This window comes from Prolixibacteraceae bacterium, from assembly GCA_019720755.1.
Lineage (GTDB): Bacteria > Bacteroidota > Bacteroidia > Bacteroidales > Prolixibacteraceae > Halosquirtibacter > Halosquirtibacter laminarini.
This window is the reverse complement of sequence record CP081303.1, coordinates 947,009-971,436: the sequence shown is the minus strand read 5'-3', so window position 1 is coordinate 971,436 and position 24,428 is coordinate 947,009. Positions and strand designations below refer to the sequence as shown.

Genomic DNA, 24,428 nt, shown 5'->3' with positions numbered 1-24,428 from the left:
ACTATAGAACTTTTTTAATCACGTAAGAGACCACACCCCAAACAATAAAGTCATTCTCTTTCGTTATTCTTATTCGTTCAAAAGAGGGATTTTCGGGAACGAGCCAATACTGTTTCTCCTCCATTAGAACTCTCTTTACCGTAAATTCGCCATCCACAAAACAGACTGCTATTTGGTTATTTTGAAGACGCAGACTGCGATCGATAATCAAAACATCCCCATCATGAAGTCCTGCATCCATCATTGAATCTCCTCGAACTCTAGCATAAAATGTCGCTTCTGGGCACTGTACCAACTCTTTATTCAGATCGATTTTCAACTCCATGTAATCCGAAGCAGGAGAAGGAAATCCTGCAACCACATCTCCCAAAAAAGGAAGCTCCATCTTCTGATCTATCTCGGGAGAGAAGATCTCTAATGGCTGGGTATATTCTTTTTTCACATTCATGTGCCAAAAATATAGAGAACAGAACGCATCTCCAAATAAGGGGGACGACTTACTTAAAAGTCATGCACCAAAGACGGGCCTCCACTACAGATCTTTTGGTAATCAAATAAGCTGGAGTATTTATCGAAATTATCCACGAACATTTTGGATAGTTTATCGGCTCTCTCTTCCCACAAAGATTCAGTCTCATATCCATTTCTTGGGTCTAACAATGCCGTTTCTACCCCAACAATCTCTAATGGCACCGACAGGTTGAAAATAGGGATATTTTGATACGAAGCATGAGAACTTTCATCTGAAAGAACCCATCGAACCATAGCTCGTGTTTGATCTAAAGGATAACGCACTCCACTCCCTTGCCAACCAGTGTTTACCAAGAACACTTCAGTTCCAAAAGTTTTAATCTTTTCCAATATTAAGTTAGCATATACCGTAGGGTGTAGTGTCAGGAAAGCAGCACCATAACAAGCAGAAAATGTAGGCACTGGACTTAGAACCCCTTGTTCCGTTCCGGATACTTTGGATGTAAATCCAGAGAGAAAATGATACATAAACTGTTGTTTGTTTAACTTAGAGACAGGAGGAAAAACGCCAAAAGCATCTGCTGTTAAAAGGACAATCTTATTCGGATGTCCTAATGGTTGTACTAAGGAGGCAAGCGATTCAATATGATTAATAGGATAAGAAACACGACCATTTTCCGTTTTGCTCACATCATCATAATCCACCTCTCCATCCTCTCCCACCATCACATTCTCTAAGAGTGCATTTCGTTTTATCGCTTGGTATATATGAGGTTCTTTCTCAAAACTCAGCTTAGATGTTTTTGCATAACAACCTCCTTCGAGATTCGCAATTCCAGCATTCCCCCAAGAGTGTTCATCATCCCCTATCAACAGACGCCCCTCATCAGTTGAAAGTGTCGTTTTTCCTGTTCCAGAAAGACCAAAGAAAAGAGCAATATCTCCATCCTCTCCTTGATTAGCTGCACAATGCATCGTTGGAGCTCCTTTTAATGGAAGAAAATAGTTCATCATCGAAAAGATCCCCTTCTTTATCTCTCCACCATACCAAGTACCGCCAATCAATTGAATACCATGAGCCAAACTAAAAGCAACAAAATTTTCGGAATTCAAACCCTGCTCTTTCCACTCTTTATTCAACACCCTACTAGCACACAAAACCGTAAAGTCGGGATCTCCAAAACATTCTAACTCCTCTTTGGTCGGGCGAACAAACATATTCATTGCGAAATGAGCTTGCCAAGCAATCTCCGTAACCACTCTCACTTTCTTTCTATATTGAGGATCTAAATCACAAAAGAGGTCTACGACATAAAGTTTTCTCTCTTGCAAATAGTTCGTAACTAAATCCAGAAGATGAGACCAAATATATGGACTTATCGGCTTATTATCATTAGGGTAAGCAGCACTCGTCCACCAAACTTGATGATCCGTAGTGCTATCCATAAGAATATATTTATCCCGTGGGGTACGTCCTGTAAATACACCAGTATCCACAGCAATGGTTCCTGTATTGGTTACCACCCCACGCTCATTATCCTCTAATGAGAGAGAACACTCATATTCAAATAGTTGATCATACGAAGGTTGATGAATAATATTAGTCCCAGTAAGGGATACTCCTATATTAGCAATGTCGACATGGTCCATAAAATAAAAGTTTATGCTTACACAATAATCAACAATAAAGAGGGAAGAAATGTTTGAAAGACCCCCTAGCAAAGAGCCATAATTTTTATAGGAAAGTAAAGAAAAAGCAATTAATAAGCTCTCCGCTAGGGTGCATATCAAATGTACAAAACATATCATACAAAAACAATCTTATACGATATTTTATATATTTTTATTAACAAACAAGACAAACACCAACACACACAGAAATAAAAACACAAACAACTAATATACTGAATATTACAAACACACAATATATTTGAAACACAAATAAGACAACAAAATACGAAACAAAAACAACCCCAATATTAACACAGATTAACACTAAAGGTGCATTAAAAGCAATTTTTAATACACTCTTTTTACAGAATTGTTTAAAAAATGGTAGAACTTATAAAACTCAAAGTCCTCATCATTGCAAAAGATGAAGACAATTAAAACATGTATATCAAATGAATATTCACCTGATTCATAGACATATCTAAAAAGAGAGGTAAAAAACACTCCTCCCAAATAGATCATTTATTCTATTTTTTATCAAAAAAAAGGGAACAAATATTTGCAAATAAAAGGATAGGTATTACTTTTGTCGCGGGTGAGTGCTACACGACATGCTCCTACTGAAACTCCCCAGGGTCGGAAGGCAGCAAGGATAGGTGGTTGTAGCAGTGCGATGTAGTTAGCTCGCCCACATGCCGAATTAGCTCAGTTGGCCAGAGCACGTGATTTGTAATCTCGGGGTCATCAGTTCGAATCTGATATTCGGCTCTCTTCACGAAAAAGGTTGTCTATATGTTAGACAACCTTTTTTTTTATTCGACTCGACATTTCTCTCGTCATAGGAATCAACGTTCAACCCTAATATTAGGTAGACTATACATCTATTTTAGTCATACGTTATATTAAAAAAGGGATTGCACTTGCACGCAATCCCTTTAATGAACAAATATAAATAACAAAAGCTACCGCAAATAGTCTGGTAGCGACTCTGGATTTTTACTCCAGCGAGCGACACGATCTCAATAGCGATGAAACTCTTTACTTCTCTCTGTTGGTTGGTACTTATCCTTCGGAAGAAATTTCTTCATTCTTTCAATCACCTTAGCATATTTAGGATTCGAAGCCAAGTTCGTATGTTCTGCATAATCTTTTTTGCAATCATAGAGCTCTTCTGACCCATCATAATAGTGAATATAGTGATAACGAACCCCTCTCAACGAATGGCTACCAAAAGACCATGACGTCAGTGCAGGGTAATCTCTTTTCACTTTCACATTCTTAAGTTGTGGGAGCAAGCCATTTCCATCTAAGGCATGCTTTGATTCCAAACCACATAGGGATAACATGGTAGGATAGATATCAATCAAACTAGTTGGCTGGTTACAAACCTTACCCCCTTTGGTCACTCCTGGAACAATCCATAGCATCGGACAATTCGTTGACTCTTGCCACAAATCCTGTTTTCTCCAACTATGCTTCTCCCCTAGATGTTGTCCATGATCCGACCACAAACAGATGATGGTATTATCAGCATAGACACTTTTATCTAGGGCATCGAGCAGTTTTCCTAATTGGGTATCCATAAACGTGACACAAGCCAAATAACCTTGCACCAATTTCTTTCTATATTCTGGTCCTAACTCTCGAACCATTCGTTCATCACAAGGATCAAAACAACCATACGCCATCGCTTTACCAAAAAGTGGTATATCATCCATCTCTCCTTTTGGGTCTACTGGAATATGAATTTTATCTAGAGGATACATATCGAAAAACTCACGTGGTGCGGTATAAGGCACATGGGGACGAACAAATCCCACCCCCAACATAAAAGGCTTTTCATAGTCTTTCTGAAGACGGTCCATAGCCCACTCAACGGTTAGTTCATCTGGCATCTTTCCTCCAGGGATATAATCTCTATCAATTGGACCAGCACAAAGAGAGTGTCCCTTATAGGATGCATTATATTTTTTGATATCCGATCCACCCATAGGAAAAGGATAAAAATCGATCCCCCCATAACCACCACCATCTCTAAAAGTAGGCGTATTCATACGGAAACTTCTTGGCACCCTCTCGTCCCACATTTTTGTATCAGGATATTTCTTATCATACTCCATCAAAGCATGTCCCTCAATCTTACCACACCCCATAGTATAGTAACCACTCTGACGAAGGGTACTTTGAAGAGGAATACTCTCTTGAAAAAGCGACTTATTTTGCACCCCACTACTATTGGTATAACAGCCCGTGCTTACTGCTCCCATTCCGGTCATCACAGAGAGTCGAGAGGGCGTACATGCGGTGGTATTTGCATGATTATTCGTGAAGTAGACCCCTCTAGCAGCCAAACGATCTAGATTAGGAGTAATGACATCAGGATGCTCCTTATCTCCCATTAATCCGACCCAATCATTTAGATCATCTACAGAGATAAATAAAATATTTGGGCTTTTTTCCTCACTCTGTGCCTCTGCATGATGAAAGCAAGATGCAGAGAGCATCATTGCCATCGACAAGGATATATCTTTTAACTTCATATATTATATTATATAATTTAAGTTTGTTGTTTAAAAGAGCTGCTTTGGAGAATGGCTGGTCCCCAATGCGAGCTCTGAAGTGTAAAACTTCACTATATATGCGAATCAAGGGTTCAAAACATAATTAAGAAACGTTGCAGTTAGTTTACCGAATGCATGTACCATTAATCCTTTTGTAGACCTTACTTTACTAGCTCTTTGTATATCTGTTTTTTCGATTAGCCAAGAGAACATTGCTTCAATAGGTTGTCTAATTTTAGATACAGCTCTATTATACAAATCATCTGCTGCTTTTATTCTTTGTTTGATTATCAAGGGCATTCCTTTTATTGCCTTAATAGGTGTCAACATTTCTGAATTATACTGATTCTTCACTTGTTGGTTAAATTCATTATGCATGTAAATTTTATCTCCGAAGAAGGTTCTGTTCCGCATCTCTGACCATCTCTCCTTGTAAACGACAATATCGTTCACAGATGCAGGGGTAAAAAGGACTTGCTCTGGAAATGGTAAAGCATCTTGTCGTCTTATCCCAGCATATGAAGCTTCATGCGATAATAGTAAACTCCTTTCGTAGAGCAATAGCCTTTATTGGTTACTTCATTGGCCACCTTGCCTTTTCGTTTGCCAGAACACGTTATAATTGGCATCGAATCAAGTAAACATTGATCGATAATACAATCATTAGGCTGAGTGTCTTCAAGTAATAACTCAGACAATCTTGTAAAAGCTCCACCTAAACGATTAAGGCGATTACAAAATGCTTGATAAGATCCTAAATTTGGAAACCAGTCAGACAAGTAATCACATGCAAATTTATGAATCTGATTTATCTTGGTGTATTCTTGATATTGAACACCAAAAAGATATATTGTCATCACCTCTTGATCAGTAAAGCAAGGGGAGTTATGTTACTAAATCGTTCACAATAATATCTTAACTCATCGAAATAATAACAAATTAGATCGTATATTTTTATTAAATTGAAGTCCTTATCCTTGATTATCATATTTTAAAGTCGCTTTGAAAACAACTATAAGATACTGATTTTCAAAGATAAAAACAATATAAATGTCTAATATATAAGCAATTAAACCACTTGGTTAGATATGAAATCCAACTCTTGATTCGCATTATATATTCAACATTATATTAAAGTCAACTACGATTACTGCTTACTAAGAGGCAGATCAATACTCTTCCCATCTCGGGTATAGATTTTCAGCGTAGTGCTCTGGTTGTCATACTTTACCGAAAGCAAATCATAATTATACCCTATCGGTCTCCAAATCCCATCCAGGGTAACCGACACCACTTCACCCGAGATATATCCGTGGGTAATATCCAAAGGCATCACCGACATATTATGATTCCACTTAGGCATATGTAAGTCCGGATTTGCAATAGTCAACATACTCGCCTTTCCGTTCTCTTTCATCATCAACAATAGAGGTGTATCCACCCCCTTAATCCTTCCTTTGGAATGGAATTCATTTGGTTTAAAGATGACATAACCAGTCATATTCAGTTTCGCATGCTTCACTACATGGGCTACAGAATCTTGCTGAAGCACTTGATACCCTTTGTTGGTTGCTCTATCTTTTGCTTCATTACGCTTAGCATCCATCAATACGAGATATTCATAGGAAGCCCCTTTAAGGAGCACGACCATGATCTATCCACGCTTTGGAATGAGCCACTTAGATCGGATTATACTTACCCCCCTTTGTCCTTCTTCAAAGAAGCCTGCTTAGACTGTTCAATACGTACTTTGTAACTCTCAGGAACAACATATTGAATATTCTGAACGTCGGATAGCACCCCTCCAGCATGAACCTCATCTACATCTAACTGATGTCCTAAAGAGACGCCATTGTAATATGTACTCTTATCCTTATAAAATCCTTTCTCTATATTATTTTGAAAAAGCGTGGTAATGGCAGGGAAATTGCATTTAAGAAATTAATAAATTTTGTTATATTTACTACATTATTTATGGCATATTCTGCCTATTACATTCTGAATTAGTATTAACAGAGAGATGTCCTTTTCTAAAAAAAATATGAATGAAGTAGTTGTAAATAATTATGATAATAAGATTACTCGTTATTTCCTTCCATTAAAAGATCCTCGAAGAATACAAAAAGGTAATTTTATGTACCCACTCACAGAAATTCTATTCCTTTCATTATCAGCCACCTTAAGTGGTTTTAAAACCAATGAAGATATTGCACAATTTGGAGAACTTAAAACTGACTGGCTGAGAAAATTTTATCCGTACGCATCAGGGATTCCATCACACGATACCATTGGTCGAGTATTTAGACATTTAGATTCTTCGCTCTTTAATGAGTGTTTTATCAACTGGTCTTCAAATTTAACTAAGCGAACTTCAAATCAAGTTATAGGAATTGATGGTAAGACTATTAAAGGTTCTGCCAATGCTAAGAAAAATGCAATCCATGTTGTATCCGCTTTTGCTTCAGGTAATGGTTTGTGCTTGGGACAGGTTACCACGAACAAAAAGAGTAATGAAATAACAGCCATCCCAGAATTGTTAGATCTTATCACTGTCAAAGGAATGATTGTTACAACAGATGCAATGGGCTGTCAAACTGAAATTGCATATAAAATACTGGAAAAAGAAGGGGACTATATTTTACAAGTAAAAGGTAATCAGCAGAAAACTAAAGAGGAGATTGTCATTCAATTTAATACAGATATTGTTTGTGATTCTAATATCACAGAAGACTGTGGTCATGGAAGAATTGAAACACGTATCTGTGATGTAATAAATGACTTTGAAGGTGCTTCTGTATTGACCAAATGGAGTGGTATCCGTAGTTTAATTCAAATAACAACCCAGACATTAGAGTCTTCAACAAATAAAGAAAGATCTGATGTGAGATATTATATTTCCTCGTTAGATACAACAGCTGAGAGGTTTAATAGACCTATACGTTCACATTGGGCAATAGAGAATAATCTTCATTGGTCTCTTGATGTGTCATTCGATGAAGATAAACAACAGCGTAAAAAAGATCATGCAGCTGAGAATATGAATATGCTTTGTAAAATGGCTCTTAATATCTTAAAATTGGATACAGAGAACAAAAAAACATTGAAATGGAAGAAAAATAGAGCTATATATGTCGATGAATATAGGGAAAAGCTTATCGCTCGTTCTAATACTTGTTAATTCCGTCTAATATCCAATCAGTTATAAATGCAATTTCCCTGGATTTTTTCTCTTGGTTTTATGCAAGGGATGAGTACAAAAAGTAATCACGATATAGCCATTCAGCAGATAGGACTTGGTTGTGCTATGGGAGCCACTTATGCTGAAGAAGGAGGCGCATTGAATGCAGGTTTGGAATATGGAAAAGATGTTTGTTCGTCGCTTTTTGTTGGCATGGGTTGTTTTGGAGCACAGGCTACGCTAACTACAGGAGGTGCTGCTTCCGCCAATCCCGTAGGAGCTGCATATTGGATAGCGACAGGAGCAGTAGGATTGTAAGGTTGAAAAGACTGTAAGATTAGCTATCTATTTTATTCATAAATTAGATAGCTAATCACCAATTTATTAGTAAAATATCATCACATGAAGTCTTAATTTAATTTTCAAATCATGAATAAAAATAATACATTTTTTAAAAAATATAGTATTACTCCATTTATTGCTGCGATAGTAGGTTACAAATTAATGAGATTTTTTTCTCAAGGAAAAATAATTGATATCCCCAGAGGAACGACCGAAGGGTTGATTATTACTATTGTAGGGTATTTAGCTATTGTAATTACTATTCCTATTGTTACTTTAGTAATACGAATGCTAATAAAAAGGCTAATAAAAAGGATGTCTAAAAAATCTGATTAAGTGAGTGTGTTCAATATTAAAAAAGCGAAATATTACAACAAACAATTAAAGATATTATCAATTTATGTTATCGTAGCGATTAGTATTTGGTCAATACCTTTCTTTTTAAGGATATCAATTAATGATAGCAAACACAATATACCTAGCTCAAACATCTCACAAACAAGTAGTTTATCAAATATTTTGACTGATGCTTTTGCCGCTTACTCAACAGGTAATAAAAAAGAGTTGTTTTATTTTACTTAGATTCTAGATTGAAGTGCAACATTTTGGACAAGAAAAAGGTGAAGCCTTTCTTTGAGGTTGCACCAAAATATTAATCAATACTTTGCCCTCAATGAAGCACTTCACCATACAACAAAGATACATTTTAGAAGATAAAGTCAAAGAAGGAATTTCGTTACGTTGCATTGCAAAGCATCTTGATAAGAATCCGAGTACTATATCCAGAGAATTCCCTGGATTTTTTCTCTTGGTTTTATGCAAGGGATGAGTACAAAAAGTAATCACGATATAACCATTCAGCAGCTAGGACTTGGTTGTGCTATGGGAGCCACTTATGCTGAAGAAGGAGGCGCATTGCATGCAGGCTTGGAATATGGAAAAGATGTATGTGGGGGGCTTTTTATGGGCATGGGTTGTTTTGGAGCACAGGCTACGCTAGCTACAGGAGGTGCTGCTTCCGCCAATCCCGTAGGAGCTGCATATTGGATAACGACAGGAGCAGTAGGATTGTAAGATTGAAAAGTCTGTAAGATTAGCTATCTATTTTATTCATAAAGTAGATAGCTAATCACCATTTTATTAGTAAAATATCATCACATGAAGTCTTAATTTAATTTTCAAATCATGAATAAAAATAATACATTTTTTAAAAAATATAGTATTACTCCATTTATTGCTGCGATATCAGCTATCTTTTTACTGAGATTATTTTCTCAAGGAAAAATAATTGATATCCCCAAAGGAACGACCGAAGGGGTGATTATAATTACTGTAGGGTATTTAACTATTATGATTACTGTTCCTATTGTTACTTTAGTAATACAAATGCTAATAAAAAGGATGTCTAAAAAATCTGATTAAGTGAGTGTGTTCAATATTAAAAAAGCGAAATATTACAACAAACAATTAAAGATATTATCAATTTATGTTATCGTAGCGATTAGTATTTGGTCAATACCTTTCTTTTTAAGGATATCAATTAATGATAGCAAACACAATATACCTAGCTCAAACATCTCACAAACAAGTAGTTTATCAAATATTTTGACTGATGCTTTTGCCGCTTACTCAACAGGTAATAAAAAAGAGTTGTTTTATTTTACTTAGATTCTAGATTGAAGTGCAACATTTTGGACAAGAAAAAGGTGAAGCCTTTCTTTGAGGTTGCACCTAAATATTAATCAATACTTTGCCCTCAATGAAGCACTTCACCATACAACAAAGATACATTTTAGAAGATAAAGTCAAAGAAGGAATTTCGTTACGTTGCATTGCAAAGCATCTTGATAAGAATCCGAGTACTATATCCAGAGAATTCCCTGGATTTTTTCTCTTGGTTTTATGCAAGGGATGAGTACAAAAAGTAATCACGATATAACCATTCAGCAGCTAGGACTTGGTTGTGCTATGGGATCCGCTTGTACTGAAGAAGGAGGCGCATTGAATGCAGGTTTGGAATATGGAAAAGATGTTTGTTCGTCGCTTTTTGTTGGCATGGGTTGTTTTGGAGCACAGGCTACGCTAACTACAGGAGGTGCTGCTTCCGCCAATCCCGTAGGAGCTGCATATTGGATAGCGACAGGAGCAGTAGGATTGTAAGGTTGAAAAGACTGTAAGATTAGCTATCTATTTTATTCATAAATTAGATAGCTAATCACCAATTTATTAGTAAAATATCATCACATGAAGTCTTAATTTAATTTTCAAATCATGAATAAAAATAATACATTTTTTAAAAAATATAGTATTACTCCATTTATTGCTGCGATAGTAGGTTACAAATTAATGAGATTTTTTTCTCAAGGAAAAATAATTGATATCCCCAGAGGAACGACCGAAGGGTTGATTATTACTATTGTAGGGTATTTAGCTATTGTAATTACTATTCCTATTGTTACTTTAGTAATACAAATGCTAATAACAAGGATGTCTAAAAAATCTGATTAAGTGAGTGTGTTCAATATTAAAATCGAAATATTACAACAAACAAGTGGATGCAATACAGATCCTTTACCCTTCGGTTACCCTTCCTTTACCCTTTGGTTACCCCTAGAGTAAAGGAAGGGTAAAGGAAGGGTAACCGAAGGGTATCCAAACCTAGTATGAAAGTGGTTCTAGAATCTTTTCAAGGCACTGTCCCGAAAAGTGTGTAAGTTCTATTAGAAAGCAATGTTTTGTATCACTTTATCGATATAAGTGAGTCTATTTTTGATTACTAAGCCCTGGACATTCGTATAGTTTGCTGTTTATTTAACATTCTAATTATCTCGAACGCCATCTGTTTGTTGAAACGTTCTCAATACAGGAGTCTCTTTGGTAGCAATTTTCTATGCATAAAGGTAATTTATATTGAGTCTAGTTTAATTACGAATGCAGTACGTTCACAATCGAAGGAAACTTGTTTTCATAAAAAGCATAAAGGGGATCGCATGGCTATGCGATCCCCTTTCGTGTTATCTAATGGCTTTAAACCTCTATTTTAGGTAGTCTGGTAGCGAAGCTGGGTCTTTAGTCCAACGGTCTACGCGATCTAGATAGTTATGAAACTCTTGATTCTTATCTGTTGGCTGGTACTTATCTTTTGGAAGGAATTTCTTCATTCTTTTGATCACTTTAGCATATTTAGGATTCGATGCCAAATTGCGATGCTCTGCATAGTCATTTTTACAATCATAAAGTTCCTCTGAGCCATCATAATAACGAATATAGTGATAGCGAACACCTCTAAGCGAGTGGCTTCCAAACGACCAAGAAGAGAGAGCAGGATAGGATCTCTTAGACTTTACATTCTTCAATTGTGGTATCAAACTGGTTCCATCTAAACGAGAGACAGGATCATTTCCACAAAGAGACACCATCGTAGGATAGATATCGATCAAACTGGTTGGCTCTTTACAGACCTTACCGCCTTTGGTTACTCCTGGCACCACCCACAACATAGGACAGTTGGTTGCCTCTTGCCATAGATCTTGCTTTCTCCAGCTATGCTTCTCTCCTAGGTGCTGTCCATGATCTGACCACAAGCAGATGATGGTGTTCTCGGCATAGTCGCTTTTGTCTAATGCATCAAGAAGTTTTCCTAGTTGTGCATCCATAAAGGTTACACTAGCAAGATATCCCTGCACCAGTTTTCTTCTGTAATCAGGTCCTAATTCACGCACCATTCTTTCGTCACAAGGATCAAAACAACCGTAAGCCATGGCTTTTCCAAAAAGAGGAATGTCGTCCATCTCTCCCTTAGGGTCCTCTGGAACATGGATCTTATCGATCGGATAGAGATCGAAGAACTCTCGTGGAGCAGTATAAGGCACATGGGGACGAACAAATCCAACCCCTAACATAAATGGTTTTTCATAGTCTTTATGAAGTTTATCGATAGCCCACGCTACGGTCAGTTCGTCTGGCATCTTTCCTCCAGGAATATAGTCTCTATCGATAGGACCAGCACAAAGAGAGAATCCTTTGTAAGATGCATTGTGTTTTTTGATATCTGAGCCACCCATTGGAAATGGATAGAAATCGACATCACCATATCCTGCAGCATCCTTTAAAGTCTCTGAGTTGATACGAAAACTACGAGGCAAACGCTCATCCCACATCTTGGTTTGTGGGTAACGTTTGTCATACCCTTTCAAAGCATGACCTTCGATCTTACCACAGCCCATCGTGTGGTAACCCTGCTGTCTCAAATAACTTGAAAGCGGAATGGACTCTTCAAACAGATTTTCATTTCGAACCCCACTTTTGTTGGTATAACATCCAGTACTTACAGCTCCCATACCAGTCATCACAGAGAGACGAGAAGGGGTACATGCAGTCGTGTTCGCATGGTTATTGGTAAAATATACCCCTCTGGCAGCGAGGCGGTCTAAGTTTGGTGTGATTGCATCTGGGTGTCCTTTATCCCCCATGGCACCGATCCAGTCATTCAGATCATCCACAGCAACAAATAGAATGTTGGGACTTTTCTTCTCCTCTTTGGCTTGTGCGTGATGGAAACAAGATGCAGAGAACATCATGGCCATCGTTAAAGACATCTCTTTTAACTTCATATAAATAGTTTATGTTTTTAGTTTAGTATAAGCTCCGATAGGGTCCCTCTCCTCCACATAAAGAAGAGAAAACAGTATCTGCGTTGGAGGTTTGCACCTCGCGATATATTCATTCTGTTTTATATTCACTCACATTTCAATATACGTCATCGGTAAGGGATGCTTATGACATTCATAGGCTTTGACACACTCCTTTGTAGCGGAAAGTATTAGGCTTTTTAAGGTCCTATTTTTCAAAAGTTTGAGATAGTCCGTTCGTCGATCTTTTGGCACCGAATATTAACGATATCTATTACATATCAAACATTCTACTGTTTACGACTCTTTAGGAAGGTTGAAATGATTCGGGTGATTAAGTATCTCTCTTATAATATCATGAATAAGAACAAACAAAACGAAAAAGAGATCATGAGTCTCTTTGAAAGATTTAAATGATACTAAAGAGATCATTCAAACACTTCGAACCAACGGAATAAAAATATTTACAAAAGTTCATAAGAGAAAAAGTATTCGCTATTTTGAAACACCTATAACGAATCTATAGAATAAAAAGGGACCCCCTCTACAAACATCATAGTATTAATATTCAGTATATTACAAAAACAAAGCCATCATAACAGAGGACTATTTAAGTATATAATATAAACGGTCTCCTTATTCATGTTTGATTTACTTTTTTGACAAGAATTCAATCTCTCGAACAATAGGGTACAAATATTGGCATCATCCCTTTTATCATTTCTATGAAAATAGGAGCAACAAGAAGACAAGAGGTCTTGAATATTTGTCAAGAACCATCAAGAACCTGACATGATATTCCACAAAGAGACCAACAGTATAAGGAGGGTTTGATGATGCCAGTGGGGGTAAAAAGAAAAAGATACTACGAGGTAAAATAACTGACCTATCTTATCCTTATAGTATCTTTTTGTAAGAACATCACGAAAGTAAAAACTGTCGTGATAATATATTTTCAAGCCTTCTTTTATATCTGATGATACTTCTTATACCAATCGACAAAGAGAGCTACTCCTTCTTCAATCTTCACTTTAGGTTGATAGCCGGTGGCATGGTGCAATGCAGTGGTATCCGCATAGGTGCGTGGGACATCTCCATCTTGCATTGGGAGATATTTTTTTCTTGCCTTTACCCCCAACTCTGACTCGAGAGTAGAGATAAAATGCATCAATTTCACCGGAGAAGAATTGCCAATATTAAAGATCTGGTATTTGTTTTTGCCCGAATCTTGCAATGCAACTAACTTTGTAATCCCATCCACAATATCGGAGATAAAAGTAAAGTCTCTCTCCATGTCACCATGGTTAAAGATCTTAATCTCCTCTCCCTTTGAGATGGCATTTGTAAATAGCATCGGAGCCATATCAGGACGTCCCCAAGGACCATAGACCGTAAAGAATCGCAACCCAATCGTATTCAATCCATAAAGGTGTGAATAGGTATGTGCCATCAGCTCATTGCTCTTCTTAGTAGCAGCATAAAGACTCACTGGATGATCCACTTGGTCTCCTTCAGAGAAAGGAACTTTCTCGTTGCCACCATACACTGATGAGCTAGAAGCATAAAGAAGGTTCTTCACCTGATGGTGACGACACGCCTCTAAGATATTCACAAACCCCACCAAGTTGCTTTGAACATAAGCTTGTGGATTCTCAATAGAGTAGCGAACCCCAGCCTGTGCCGCCAAATTGACCACATGCGTAAACCTCTCTTTTGCAAAGAGATGATTTAATTTCTCCTCATCCACCAAATCGGTGCGCACAAATTGATAGTTGGTATATTTTGTACTTTTAGTAAGACAGTTCTCTTTTTGGGCTTCACTAGAAACAATTCCTGCAATCTTCAGTCTATCATACTTTAAACGAGTATCGTAATAGTCATTTAAATTGTCGAGTCCAATGATTTCATAATGGGGTATCTGTACTAATTTTTCAATTAAATGAAACCCGATAAACCCCGCTGCTCCTGTTACTAATATCTTCATATTGATGTTGGTATTCTTAATATAATACTAAGGTAATCATTTTCTTTTACAAGAGAGTGAGCCTAAATGTAAAGAGTCTCTTATGTTCGTATGCAAAAATGTATTAACTATTTAATTTACAATCCGTACAATATACAATGAGATAACACAACATATCTGTAATTTTGATGGTTTCCACCTACGGTTCTCATTGGACTGATTTATATAGGTAGCGTTCTGAAACGTGAAGAGATCTAGTATAATATGCGATAACAATCTCTATTCTCTATAAGATTATTGCAATGCAGAGACATAAAGGACCGAAACAAGACCTATATCACAATCCCAACAACTTAACATACAAACAGTTGAACACTACTATCCACATAAAATCACCATTCTCTTCAATTTGTCATTCTAAGGCATTGGGTTACATGAAACTTACATCTTTATAGACTACGATAAGCGTATAATAGATGGAAGGTGATAATTAAAATGTGAATTTATGGTCATCGGTAATCATCTCTTGTAGGTTTATGGTTGGAAGAAAGAGATGATTATATTTTGTGTTTTCTGTTTTTGCATGCAAAACCCCTCTTGTTGTTCCAACGGTTATCACTGTAAGATGCTGAATGATAGATTTAGGAAATGTAATGGAGTTCTCCTCTTTGCTTAATAACTTTTCCCACGCATCAGGTTGTATTCTAAAGTGACACCCACACTCAATAATCATAAAAGGATTTTGGTCTGATGAGAATGAAAATTTTGCAAATACGCCAACCATTTTCTTCTCCTTATCGGCAGCAAAACGGAAATTCGATTCCAAGTTAAGTGAATCGAGAGAGAGATCATTTTCTATAATTGCAAATTGCTCAGTGGTTATTTTAGCCAAAGCAAAGCTTATGGTTTGATTTAAATTATCCATTTGTTACCGTTGCATTTGTATAACTATTTAGATCGATCACTTTAGGTTCTGTAATATTTATTGCTTTCTTAGAACTTACCACATTATCAAATGTATTAATTGTTCGCACTGTTGTGGACGTTGTTTCTGATAATACCTCAATGAGAGATATTTGAAGCACCTCTTCTATCTTAGAAATTGTTTCGAGTGTAAGATTCTCATTTCCTTTTAGTAACTTATTGATATATTGGGGAGAAACACCCATGTGCTGCGCAAGCATCTTTTGAGACATTCCATTCGACTGTTTTTGGGCACGAATCTCTTGAAGTACTCTTACCGCTATTTTAAACGAACGTCTCTTCCAAGCTCTATTTTGTTGTCTCTCTGTTGCATTATCTATCCATTTTGAAGGGGTAGATTCAGCAACATGTTTTATTTTGGTTAAAGTATCTGCCATAACTTATTGACTTTGGAGTGTTTCTATGAGCCCATCGTGATCAACGATTCCTTGTTCTACAAGAAAATTTTTACATCTATCGATATTGTTTAGCTCTTTTTGTGTATGCTGTCGTTCTTGCATTGTTTTGGTCAATTTTATTGCACCACCTGTAACGATATATATATTCGACTCGATACGCAGGGCATATATTCTTAACCAATATTTTTGTACTTTACTCTTTTTTAGCGGAATAATATTTGTTTGTTCATTGTGCAATGGTTTAAATATTTCATCCAAACCTATTTCGTATTCCCATACTGGCAAATGGGCTAATTCTAATATTCTCTTTTCAAATTATTCCGCAAGATCATATGTCTTTAATATTGCCGATTCTACAGAGTAACCAATATAATATCCCTTAGTAATATCCTCTTTATTGTTCTCAAAGAACTCCTCTAGATATTCTGGGTTAACCCAACTTTCAAATATCTTGGTGAATATATCTTCATGATCTTCAGGATATTCAACTGCACATAACTTCTCTCCAAATATAGGGATTAGTTTCATAAAATCAACTTTCAGGTTTACTTTTAACTTTTCTATAGATAGCAAATACTTCTACTAAATCATTTTAAATCTTATTGTGTTTCCTCTTCTGGTTGTCATCGCGTTAGGTTAGCAATAACCAATATTCCCCATTTCTTACTATTTTTTGCACAATCTATAAGAGATTGAACAACCACCCCCTTATAGATGTTTATCAGGATAGAGATACAGAAAGTGTAAGAATGAGAGATGCTTCATCATTGTATTCTCGGTTTTTTCAACAATGATAATTTTAAAATTTAATCTATGTCTAAAGCGATGATCCCAGATAATAAGCCCAAAATATTGACTCTCAAAGAGGGGGAGACCTATGCTTGGTGTGCTTGTGGTAGATCAAAAAATCAACCGTGGTGTGATGGGTCACATCAAGGAACAAGCTTCACTCCCACTGTCTTTATGATGAAAGAGGAGAAAGAGGTTGCCCTATGTATGTGTAAACAGACCAAGACCCCACCCTATTGTGATGGTAGCCACAAAGACGTGGAGTTAGAGTAAAATATATTGGGAAAAGTTTGCTTTCATATTTCCCACGAAAGGACAGGTCAACAGATGTTGGTTTGTCCTTTTTTATTGCCTCTATATATTGCCTTTCTGTCCCCATAAAGAAGTACAAAAAATGAATGAATCGATTCAATCAATAGCTTAAAACATGGAATCGAATCCATGTTATAGACATAAAGTTATACATTACACAAGGCAATTTATCTTATAGACCAACGAAATAAATACTTTTTAAACTTAACTTTGCAATAGCAACAACAATAAATCTTTAATGTTATTTGCATGAAAACAAACCTTACCATCCTATTTTTTTTATCGTATGGATTGCACCCGCACAAAAAGTGGAAGACTTCCTCTATGACAGTTGTAAAGTCCTAGAAAATGGTGTATATATTTCAGGTATTGAAATTACTGGATACGAAGGGCCTGCGACCAATACTGAATTTGTGATACCCAATGAGATCAATGGGAAAAAGGTATACAGTATCGCTGATATTGCATTTGTTAGTTGTGAAGAAGCAGTGGGAAAACTAATATTGCCAAATACTTTGAGAAAAATTGGTTCCTTAGCATTTACTAATTGTAAGGGGCTATCTGGACCACTAAACATTCCGATGAACGTAACCGAGATTGGTTCTTTTGCATTTGATGATTGTACAGGATTCTCTGGAGAGCTTATTCTGCCTGAGGGATTGGAAAAAATTGAAGAATATGCTTTTGCTTATTGTTCTGGGTTCTCAGGACAACTAAAGATTCCGAACACCGTGACTGAAATTGGTTCGGGAGCATTTACGGATTGTAAGGGGTTTACAGGTGAACTGATTCTGCAAAAGGGATTACGTAAAATTGAAGATTCAGCATTTTATGGCTGTTCAGGATTCACGGGCCAACTAAAGATTCCTAATACAGTAACTAAAATTGATTCAAATGCATTTTATGACTGTAAAGGGTTCTCAGGAGAGCTCATTCTATCTAAGGGATTAAGTAAAATTGAAGAGGAAGTCTTTAAGGGGTGTACGGGATTGGGTGGTCATCTCGTAATTCCCAAAGGTGTCACTTCCATCAAAAAGTGGGCATTTTATTGTTGTAATGGAATACAAGTAATACAATGTAAAGCTACGACTCCTCCATCCATATGTTATAATAGCTTTGATACTAAGTTTAAATTCGAGGCAAAGGTGTTTGTTCCCAAAACTTCATTAGAGAGATACAAGAAGGATAGGGTATGGAGATTATTTTCCTTAGAGGGCCAAAAATGATCTTTCATTGAATCAGTATCTAGGGATGACTACTTGTTGTAAATTAAGTTCAAATAGGGTCCAGTTATCTTACATCCCATAAAAGGACAGACTTTTCATTCTTAAAAATCTGTCCTTTTAGAAATATTATCATGAGGAAATAAAATATTTAACAACACTTGAGATTACACTTTTCATGTTATTTAAAGGCATATATATCCTCACCGTTTGGCTATAAAATTCACTCGATTTTCAGTTGATTACTGAATTTCGAGGAATATGAACAAAAAATCTTATTTAACAAAAACAAAAGGCTTAGTGAGAATGCTCAGTCTCTCCTTTTTTCATATCAGATAGAAGATAGAAAGCGCCATCAAGAACAATATCTGTATCTGATTTTACTGGTTTTACAAATTTCACTTCAATATAGCTATTTTGTTTTTTTATTGGAATCACTTCCACCATGTCGAATACAAAACGATCCTCTTGCATTTCATCTTTTGTATGGGTAAGTTCAGCAAGTTCTTTTGTTACTTGTTTATCAAAGACGAAAACATAATATTTTCCAGCCAATTCAACCATAGCACTTTCAGGTAGAACTTCCGCTTGCTTCTCTCCAAAAAGAATCTCCCCATTCACAAAGCCATCGGCTTTGAGATCAGAAAAGACAGTGTCCAACGAGACATGAACTACAACCGTTTTACTTTTGGGATTTAACTCTTTTCCGATAGAGAAGATTTGTCCCGTTATCTCTCTCGAAGGAGAAGTTGTAGCAGTTAGTCGTACATTTTGTCCAATTCTTAGTTTTTCAATATCTTTTTCGTAGACCTGCATATCTGCGTGGAGTTTTTCGATATTTAAAATGGTAGCGATAGAACTATTGGCATTGATATATTGACCTGATTGAACATTAATATCGCTCACAAATCCAGATATTGGAGCAAATAATCTCAAAGATGGGTAAATTTTCCCTGCTTCAATCTTATCAGTATCATAACCGATCATTTTTAACTGCATCTTCATTCCATTATACTCTGACTGAACCATTTGAAAATCAGATGATGCCTTCTCATATTGTTTCCCAGCTGCAACATCCCCTTTAAAAAGGACCTTTTGTCGTTGCATCTCTTTTTGAAGATAGCCCATTTTATGGAACACTTTCTGGTAAGATTGTTGGATACGGATAATATCAGGGTGAGCAATTTCTGCAATAAAATCCCCTTTGTCTACCTTTTTCCCATCAAGTATAGGTATCTGTTTGACAATTCCTCCGATATATGTCGTAATATTTACTCTCTCAGCAGGAGCAATAACCAGACGTCCATTGGTTTTAATCGTTCCAGCCATTACTCTTTTTTGGATAGAGCCAATCTTTATATTAATCGCATCTCGTTGAACTTTATTAAGAACAACTTTCCCCTCAATTAATTCATGTTCTTCTGACTCATGAACTTCCTCTTTTTTATCATTTAGTGGTTGCTTATTAGAACAACTAAACATAGATAGTAAAAAGACAGAGAGAAGTAGAGTATGTATATTTTTTGATAGAACTTTCATTATATATTTATTTAAAAGGTATTTATTAAATAGAGCCAGTGATATACTTTAAAGAGGCAACCACATCCAATAGAGATAGGTAGGACTCTAAATATTTTTCTTTTGTTGATATACTTGAATCAATATTTTGAACAAATTCAACATAGCCAATCTCTCCCGCCTTGTAAGCTAGTTGTGTAGCAGAGATCTGCTCCTCCACTAAAGGGAGTGCTTCGTCATTATAATAATCTTGGACATCCTTTAAAACTTTATATCTTATTTGCATTTTCGCATATAATGTTTGATTATCAATAAGCTGGGTTTGATAATTCTGTTGGGCTATTTGCACTCGAACTTTGGCGGCTTTAGATCGTGCTGACTGTCCATTAAATAATGGAATTGAAATTCCAATTTCATATCCATAATAACCACTACTGCCATCTACACTTTGTTTCTTATACGAAGCATTTATTGTAGGTAGAAATCGAAGCTTCTGCATTTTATAGTTCTTAGATGCTTGCTCTATCTTAGTAGAAGCAAGGTTTAAAGATGAATTTACCAATGTATCTGTATCAAAACTAGCTAATTTGCTGGTCATCGGAGCTATCACAATGGAATCCTCTAACATTAAGAATTGGTTCAAGTTTTTTAAAGCCACTTCCTGCTCTCCTTTCACTCTTTGAACAGTTAGCTGAAACTCTTTATACCTGGTTAAAGCAGATAGATAATCTAATTTTGAACTCTCTCTCATCTTATATCTCATTTCAGCAGCAGAGACAAAATTATCATATATTGTATCAAGACTTGAGTATAGATCGACCATCATATTCCGATACACTACCTTATTAAACGCTTGAGTCATCTGCAGAATCACTTGATCTTCCACTAAATTAGAGGAAGCCTCTGCAGTATGTATATTTGACTCCAATAGTTTCTTCTTAGCACCGACTGTAAAAAGATCAATATTTGATTGTGAGATTGCGATATTGTTCACAGTACCAGGAGCGACACTATTGGTTTCATCTGCCGATGTCGAAATTCCAGTGGTACCGAAATCCCATGCAGTTCGTTTCAATTCTTTCTGTTGTACTACATTTAATCGAGCAGCTTTTATTTGGGGGTAATTCTTCTTGGTTATTTTAATTGCACTATTTAAGTCTACTTTGACAGTTTGAGCATACGATTTATTAACTCCTACAAACATCAACAGAACAACCGCTCCAATCACAATACCATTGGACGAGGAAGATTTTTTGTCTCTTTGCTTTTTTGAGGGCCTCATGACCCACTGATATAATACAGGAAGAACCAATAGTGTTAACAATGTGGCAGTGATCATTCCCCCAATTACAACTGTAGCCAGAGGGCGCTGTACCTCAGCCCCAGCAGAAGTAGATACGGCCATTGGTAAGAAGCCAAGGATATCTGTCGAGGCAGTAAGGATAATCGGTCGGATACGACGAATAGCACCTAGAGAGATAAGATCTTTAAGATTTTGATTGCCATCTTTATGCAATTCATTAAGCCCCCCAATAAGGACAAGACCATTCATGACAGCAACACCAAATAGCACAATAAATCCTACCCCTGCAGAGATACTAAATGGAAGACCTCTTAGATACAGAGAGAAAATACCTCCTACAGCTGCTAGGGGTATTGCTGCGTATATCATCAGTGTCTGTTTGAAAGATTTTACCGCAACATATACTAAAAGAAGGATTACAATTAATGCAATAGGCACCACTACCTTTAACCTATTGGTAGCTCTCTGAAGGTTTTCAAAAGCACCCCCGTAGCGAATAAAGTAGCCAGCAGGAAGGTCCAGTTCACTATCTAATTTATTCTGAATATCATACACTAATGATTTTACATCACGTCCTCTTACATTCACTCCGACATAAGTTCTTCGATTGGTATTATCACGACTAATCTGCATTGGACCAGGCTTATAACTAATCATTGCCAACTCCTTTAAAGGTATTTGGTTTCCGTTTGGCAGATCAACATTTAGATCTTTAACATCCTGTATATCTGCACGATGAGAAGCATCATAACGTACTACAATATCGAAGCGTTTCTCTCCTTCATAAGTTACACCTGTTGATTGCCCTCCGAAAGCAATGGATACCATCTGATTAAGTTTCTCAATATCTAAACCATATTGAGCGATTTTGTTTCTATTATAGTGGATGGTTATTTGTGGCAACCCCTGAATCGCTTCGGCACGTAAATCACCAACACCAGGAATATTCGCAATTAATTTCTCTATTTCAGAAGCTTTCTTTGCCAATACTTCAAGATCTTCTCCATATATTTTAATCGCCAAGTCTTCTCTAATTCCAGTTAAGAGTTCATTGAAACGCATCTCTACTGGCTGTGAGAATTCATAGTTTACACCCGGTATTGACTGAACCGTTTTCTTAAAAAGAGTAACCAATTCTTCTTTATTATCCGTTGCGGTCCATTGACTTTGAGGGTTTAATATTACGAAAGAGTCCCCAATATCCATTGGCATTGGATCTGTTGGAATATCAGCAACTCCAATCCTTGTTTGAATAGATTTAATCTCATCAGGGAATTTTTTCAATAATAACTTTTCTACTTTAGTTGAAGTAGAGGCCATCTCGGATAGTGCGGTTCCTGGTTGCATCAGGATATGAAGTGCAACATTCCCCTCATCTAATTGAGGAATAAATTCACCCCCCATTCTTGAAAAAACACCAATGGATACCAATAGTAGAGCTAAAGAGGAACCAATGATCGTTTTTGTATGAGAAAGCGCCCAATTAAGAACAGGACGATATATATTTTCCAATGCAGATACCACCTTATCCCCAAAACTTCTTTTATTATTCTTAGGAGCTCTTAAGAAGAGGGCACTCATCATAGGGATATAAGTCAAACAAAGAATTAAAACACCTATCACAGCAAAACTAAAAGTTAAGGCCATTGGTCGAAACATTTTACCTTCGATTCCTCCTAGAACCATGATAGGAATAAAAACAATCATGATGATAATCTGTCCAAAAAAAGCAGAATTCATCATAGTACTAGACGACTTAAATGATAACTCATTACGCTCTTCAGAAGATAACTTCTTTCCGATCATATGTTTTTCATGGAGATAGAACACCATGGACTCCACAATAATCACTGCTCCATCAATCAATATACCGAAATCAATGGCACCAAGACTCATAAGATTTGCCCATACATTAAAACACTTCATCATAATGAAAGCAAAAAGCAAAGAGAGTGGTATTGTGGATGCGACAATCAAACCTCCACGAACATTTCCTAATATTAGAACTAATACAAAGATTACAATCAAAGCACCTAAGGCAAGATTCTCAGCAACAGTAGAAGTGGTTTTTTTGATCATTTCACTCCTGTCTAAAAAAGGAACCACACGAACTCCCTTTGGAAGAGATTTTTGAATTAGTGCCATTCTATCTTTTACCGTGGCAATAACTTTATTTGAATTGGCACCTTTCAACATCATCACGATACCTCCAACGGCTTCCCCCTGACCATTTCGTGTAAATGCACCATATCTAATCGCATTTCCATAGTGAACATTCGCAATATCTCGAATATAGATAGGTGCTCCATTTCGAACATCTATCACAATATCTCGGATATCGTCTAGAGATCGAACCAATCCTTCTCCACGGATGTAATTCACCTTATAATTCTTCTCTATATATGCACCACCAGTATTCTGATTGTTTTTCTTCACAGCCTCAAACACCTCCGATATAGAGATATTCATACTCCTAAGCTTGTCTGGATCAATTGCTATTTCATATTGCTTGGTATACCCACCAAAAGAATTAACCTCAACAACCCCAGGAGTCATGGCCATCTGTCTTTTGACAATCCAATCTTGTATGGTTCTTAATTTCTGAGGTGTATACATACTTTTATGAGCACTATCGACCTCTAATGTATATTGATATACCTCGCCAAGGCCAGTACTGATAGGAGCCATAAAAGGTTTTCCAAAACCCTCAGGTATATTCTCCTCCACTTCCCCCAGAGCCTCACTCACCAGTTGTCGTGGCAAATAGGTTCCCATATCGTCATCAAAAACGATGGTTACAACAGAAAGGCCAAACCTAGATACGGATCTCAACTCGGTTACTTTAGGTAGGTTCGACATCGCAAGTTCCACCTGATATGTTACAAACTTCTCCATATCTTCTGTTCCTAAGTTTGGAGAAACAGTAATCACCTGTACTTGATTATTCGTTATATCAGGAGTAGCATCTAAAGGAATGCTTTTCATGGAATAAATTCCACCTACGATTAAAGCGATCGTAAGTAGTACAATAAAGAATTTATTCTTTATTGAAAATGATATTATTTTGTCTATCATGATATGCTC

At 36.6% G+C, this 24,428-nt stretch carries 25 protein-coding genes, 1 tRNA gene and 1 other RNA gene; 13 read left to right on the top strand and 14 right to left on the bottom strand.

The window, feature by feature from the left end:
• Position 1: 1 nt before the first annotated feature.
• The gene (gene umuD / locus K4L44_04155) at positions 2-448 is read right to left on the bottom strand and encodes a translesion error-prone DNA polymerase V autoproteolytic subunit (GenBank protein ID QZE15028.1); all 447 of its coding nucleotides are present in this window, start codon (positions 446-448) and stop codon (positions 2-4) included.
• 53 nt (positions 449-501) lie between these two features.
• Complete coding sequence (gene pckA, locus K4L44_04150; GenBank protein QZE15027.1) at positions 502-2,121, bottom strand: phosphoenolpyruvate carboxykinase (ATP); 1,620 nt, start codon at positions 2,119-2,121, stop codon at positions 502-504.
• A gap of 614 nt (positions 2,122-2,735) precedes the next feature.
• Here pckA and ffs point away from each other — a divergent pair.
• Positions 2,736-2,835, top strand: an RNA gene (ffs, locus tag K4L44_04145) — signal recognition particle sRNA small type.
• Position 2,836: 1 nt separating this feature from the next.
• Positions 2,837-2,910: transfer RNA gene (locus K4L44_04140), tRNA-Thr, on the top strand.
• Between the two features lie 251 nt (positions 2,911-3,161).
• Here K4L44_04140 and K4L44_04135 read toward each other — a convergent pair.
• The 4 genes from K4L44_04135 to K4L44_04120 all read right to left on the bottom strand — a co-directional run bounded on the left by K4L44_04135 (position 3,162) and on the right by K4L44_04120 (position 6,354).
• Positions 3,162-4,682 (bottom strand): sulfatase, encoded by a 1,521-nt coding sequence (locus K4L44_04135; protein ID QZE15026.1) that lies wholly within the window; start codon positions 4,680-4,682, stop codon positions 3,162-3,164.
• A 105-nt stretch (positions 4,683-4,787) separates the two neighbouring features.
• Entirely contained in the window at positions 4,788-5,156 is a 369-nt protein-coding gene (locus tag K4L44_04130; GenBank protein QZE15025.1) for a hypothetical protein, read from the bottom strand.
• Positions 5,157-5,209: 53 nt separating this feature from the next.
• The gene (locus tag K4L44_04125; GenBank protein QZE15024.1) at positions 5,210-5,563 is read right to left on the bottom strand and encodes a hypothetical protein; all 354 of its coding nucleotides are present in this window, start codon (positions 5,561-5,563) and stop codon (positions 5,210-5,212) included.
• Positions 5,564-5,850: 287 nt separating this feature from the next.
• Positions 5,851-6,354 (bottom strand): hypothetical protein, encoded by a 504-nt coding sequence (locus K4L44_04120; protein QZE15023.1) that lies wholly within the window; start codon positions 6,352-6,354, stop codon positions 5,851-5,853.
• Positions 6,355-6,744: 390 nt separating this feature from the next.
• Between K4L44_04120 and K4L44_04115 the strand changes: the two genes are divergently transcribed.
• The 9 genes from K4L44_04115 (at position 6,745) to K4L44_04075 (ending at position 10,731) form a co-directional block, all read left to right on the top strand.
• On the top strand, positions 6,745-7,881 hold the full coding sequence (locus K4L44_04115) for an ISAs1 family transposase (protein ID QZE15022.1): 1,137 nt from the start codon (positions 6,745-6,747) through the stop codon (positions 7,879-7,881).
• 69 nt (positions 7,882-7,950) lie between these two features.
• Positions 7,951-8,199 carry a hypothetical protein gene (locus K4L44_04110; GenBank protein QZE15021.1) on the top strand — a complete coding sequence of 83 codons (249 nt, stop codon included), beginning with the start codon at positions 7,951-7,953 and terminating at the stop codon, positions 8,197-8,199.
• 111 nt (positions 8,200-8,310) lie between these two features.
• Complete coding sequence (locus K4L44_04105) at positions 8,311-8,559, top strand: hypothetical protein (protein ID QZE15020.1); 249 nt, start codon at positions 8,311-8,313, stop codon at positions 8,557-8,559.
• Positions 8,560-8,896: 337 nt separating this feature from the next.
• Positions 8,897-9,052 (top strand): helix-turn-helix domain-containing protein, encoded by a 156-nt coding sequence (locus K4L44_04100; protein QZE15019.1) that lies wholly within the window; start codon positions 8,897-8,899, stop codon positions 9,050-9,052.
• On the top strand, positions 9,049-9,297 hold the full coding sequence (locus K4L44_04095; GenBank protein QZE15018.1) for a hypothetical protein: 249 nt from the start codon (positions 9,049-9,051) through the stop codon (positions 9,295-9,297). The genes K4L44_04100 and K4L44_04095 overlap by 4 nt, the downstream gene beginning before the upstream one ends.
• A 111-nt stretch (positions 9,298-9,408) precedes the next feature.
• Positions 9,409-9,645, top strand: a complete 237-nt coding sequence (locus K4L44_04090; protein QZE15017.1) for a hypothetical protein — start codon at positions 9,409-9,411, stop codon at positions 9,643-9,645.
• Between the two features lie 337 nt (positions 9,646-9,982).
• Positions 9,983-10,138: a helix-turn-helix domain-containing protein gene (locus K4L44_04085; protein QZE15016.1), complete on the top strand. Its 156-nt coding sequence runs from the start codon at positions 9,983-9,985 to the stop codon at positions 10,136-10,138.
• Entirely contained in the window at positions 10,135-10,383 is a 249-nt protein-coding gene (locus K4L44_04080; protein ID QZE15015.1) for a hypothetical protein, read from the top strand. Before K4L44_04085 ends, K4L44_04080 begins: the two co-directional genes overlap by 4 nt.
• 111 nt (positions 10,384-10,494) lie before the next feature.
• Positions 10,495-10,731, top strand: a complete 237-nt coding sequence (locus K4L44_04075; protein QZE15014.1) for a hypothetical protein — start codon at positions 10,495-10,497, stop codon at positions 10,729-10,731.
• A 527-nt stretch (positions 10,732-11,258) separates the two neighbouring features.
• Here K4L44_04075 and K4L44_04070 read toward each other — a convergent pair.
• The 6 genes from K4L44_04070 to K4L44_04045 form a co-directional block, all read right to left on the bottom strand.
• Complete coding sequence (locus K4L44_04070) at positions 11,259-12,836, bottom strand: sulfatase (protein QZE15013.1); 1,578 nt, start codon at positions 12,834-12,836, stop codon at positions 11,259-11,261.
• A 985-nt stretch (positions 12,837-13,821) separates the two neighbouring features.
• Positions 13,822-14,838 carry an NAD-dependent epimerase gene (locus K4L44_04065; GenBank protein ID QZE15012.1) on the bottom strand — a complete coding sequence of 339 codons (1,017 nt, stop codon included), beginning with the start codon at positions 14,836-14,838 and terminating at the stop codon, positions 13,822-13,824.
• Positions 14,839-15,307: 469 nt separating this feature from the next.
• Entirely contained in the window at positions 15,308-15,742 is a 435-nt protein-coding gene (locus tag K4L44_04060; protein ID QZE15011.1) for a hypothetical protein, read from the bottom strand.
• The gene (locus K4L44_04055) at positions 15,735-16,178 is read right to left on the bottom strand and encodes a helix-turn-helix domain-containing protein (protein QZE15010.1); all 444 of its coding nucleotides are present in this window, start codon (positions 16,176-16,178) and stop codon (positions 15,735-15,737) included. The genes K4L44_04060 and K4L44_04055 overlap by 8 nt, the downstream gene beginning before the upstream one ends.
• A gap of 3 nt (positions 16,179-16,181) precedes the next feature.
• Complete coding sequence (locus K4L44_04050) at positions 16,182-16,484, bottom strand: hypothetical protein (protein ID QZE15009.1); 303 nt, start codon at positions 16,482-16,484, stop codon at positions 16,182-16,184.
• 30 nt (positions 16,485-16,514) lie between these two features.
• Positions 16,515-16,727: a hypothetical protein gene (locus K4L44_04045; protein ID QZE15008.1), complete on the bottom strand. Its 213-nt coding sequence runs from the start codon at positions 16,725-16,727 to the stop codon at positions 16,515-16,517.
• Positions 16,728-17,012: 285 nt separating this feature from the next.
• Here K4L44_04045 and K4L44_04040 point away from each other — a divergent pair, with 285 nt between their 5' ends.
• Positions 17,013-17,261: a CDGSH iron-sulfur domain-containing protein gene (locus K4L44_04040; GenBank protein QZE15949.1), complete on the top strand. Its 249-nt coding sequence runs from the start codon at positions 17,013-17,015 to the stop codon at positions 17,259-17,261.
• A 284-nt stretch (positions 17,262-17,545) separates the two neighbouring features.
• Positions 17,546-18,526, top strand: a complete 981-nt coding sequence (locus K4L44_04035) for a leucine-rich repeat domain-containing protein (protein ID QZE15007.1) — start codon at positions 17,546-17,548, stop codon at positions 18,524-18,526.
• 294 nt (positions 18,527-18,820) lie between these two features.
• Here K4L44_04035 and K4L44_04030 read toward each other — a convergent pair whose 3' ends face one another.
• A complete protein-coding gene (locus K4L44_04030; protein QZE15006.1) occupies positions 18,821-20,062 on the bottom strand; it encodes an efflux RND transporter periplasmic adaptor subunit in 1,242 nt (413 codons plus the stop codon).
• 25 nt (positions 20,063-20,087) lie between these two features.
• Positions 20,088-24,419 carry a CusA/CzcA family heavy metal efflux RND transporter gene (locus K4L44_04025; protein ID QZE15005.1) on the bottom strand — a complete coding sequence of 1,444 codons (4,332 nt, stop codon included), beginning with the start codon at positions 24,417-24,419 and terminating at the stop codon, positions 20,088-20,090.
• Positions 24,420-24,428 lie beyond the last annotated feature (9 nt).

Excerpts from the sequence above, each read along its gene's own strand:
- pckA (QZE15027.1), bottom strand. The coding sequence starts at position 2,121 with ATGGACCATGTCGACATTGCTAATATAGGAGTATCCCTTACTGGGACT.
- K4L44_04045 (QZE15008.1), bottom strand. The coding sequence starts at position 16,727 with ATGAAACTAATCCCTATATTTGGAGAGAAGTTATGTGCAGTTGAATAT.
- K4L44_04135 (QZE15026.1), bottom strand. The coding sequence starts at position 4,682 with ATGAAGTTAAAAGATATATCCTTGTCGATGGCAATGATGCTCTCTGCA.
- K4L44_04080 (QZE15015.1), top strand. The coding sequence starts at position 10,135 with ATGAGTACAAAAAGTAATCACGATATAACCATTCAGCAGCTAGGACTT.
- K4L44_04070 (QZE15013.1), bottom strand. The coding sequence starts at position 12,836 with ATGAAGTTAAAAGAGATGTCTTTAACGATGGCCATGATGTTCTCTGCA.
- K4L44_04040 (QZE15949.1), top strand. The coding sequence starts at position 17,013 with ATGTCTAAAGCGATGATCCCAGATAATAAGCCCAAAATATTGACTCTC.
- K4L44_04055 (QZE15010.1), bottom strand. The coding sequence starts at position 16,178 with ATGGCAGATACTTTAACCAAAATAAAACATGTTGCTGAATCTACCCCT.
- K4L44_04095 (QZE15018.1), top strand. The coding sequence starts at position 9,049 with ATGAGTACAAAAAGTAATCACGATATAACCATTCAGCAGCTAGGACTT.
- K4L44_04120 (QZE15023.1), bottom strand. The coding sequence starts at position 6,354 with ATGGTCGTGCTCCTTAAAGGGGCTTCCTATGAATATCTCGTATTGATG.
- K4L44_04060 (QZE15011.1), bottom strand. The coding sequence starts at position 15,742 with ATGGATAATTTAAATCAAACCATAAGCTTTGCTTTGGCTAAAATAACC.
- K4L44_04100 (QZE15019.1), top strand. The coding sequence starts at position 8,897 with ATGAAGCACTTCACCATACAACAAAGATACATTTTAGAAGATAAAGTC.
- K4L44_04025 (QZE15005.1), bottom strand. The coding sequence starts at position 24,419 with ATGATAGACAAAATAATATCATTTTCAATAAAGAATAAATTCTTTATT.
- K4L44_04105 (QZE15020.1), top strand. The coding sequence starts at position 8,311 with ATGAATAAAAATAATACATTTTTTAAAAAATATAGTATTACTCCATTT.
- K4L44_04110 (QZE15021.1), top strand. The coding sequence starts at position 7,951 with ATGAGTACAAAAAGTAATCACGATATAGCCATTCAGCAGATAGGACTT.
- K4L44_04085 (QZE15016.1), top strand. The coding sequence starts at position 9,983 with ATGAAGCACTTCACCATACAACAAAGATACATTTTAGAAGATAAAGTC.
- K4L44_04065 (QZE15012.1), bottom strand. The coding sequence starts at position 14,838 with ATGAAGATATTAGTAACAGGAGCAGCGGGGTTTATCGGGTTTCATTTA.
- umuD (QZE15028.1), bottom strand. The coding sequence starts at position 448 with ATGAATGTGAAAAAAGAATATACCCAGCCATTAGAGATCTTCTCTCCC.
- K4L44_04075 (QZE15014.1), top strand. The coding sequence starts at position 10,495 with ATGAATAAAAATAATACATTTTTTAAAAAATATAGTATTACTCCATTT.
- K4L44_04090 (QZE15017.1), top strand. The coding sequence starts at position 9,409 with ATGAATAAAAATAATACATTTTTTAAAAAATATAGTATTACTCCATTT.
- K4L44_04115 (QZE15022.1), top strand. The coding sequence starts at position 6,745 with ATGAATGAAGTAGTTGTAAATAATTATGATAATAAGATTACTCGTTAT.
- K4L44_04030 (QZE15006.1), bottom strand. The coding sequence starts at position 20,062 with ATGAAAGTTCTATCAAAAAATATACATACTCTACTTCTCTCTGTCTTT.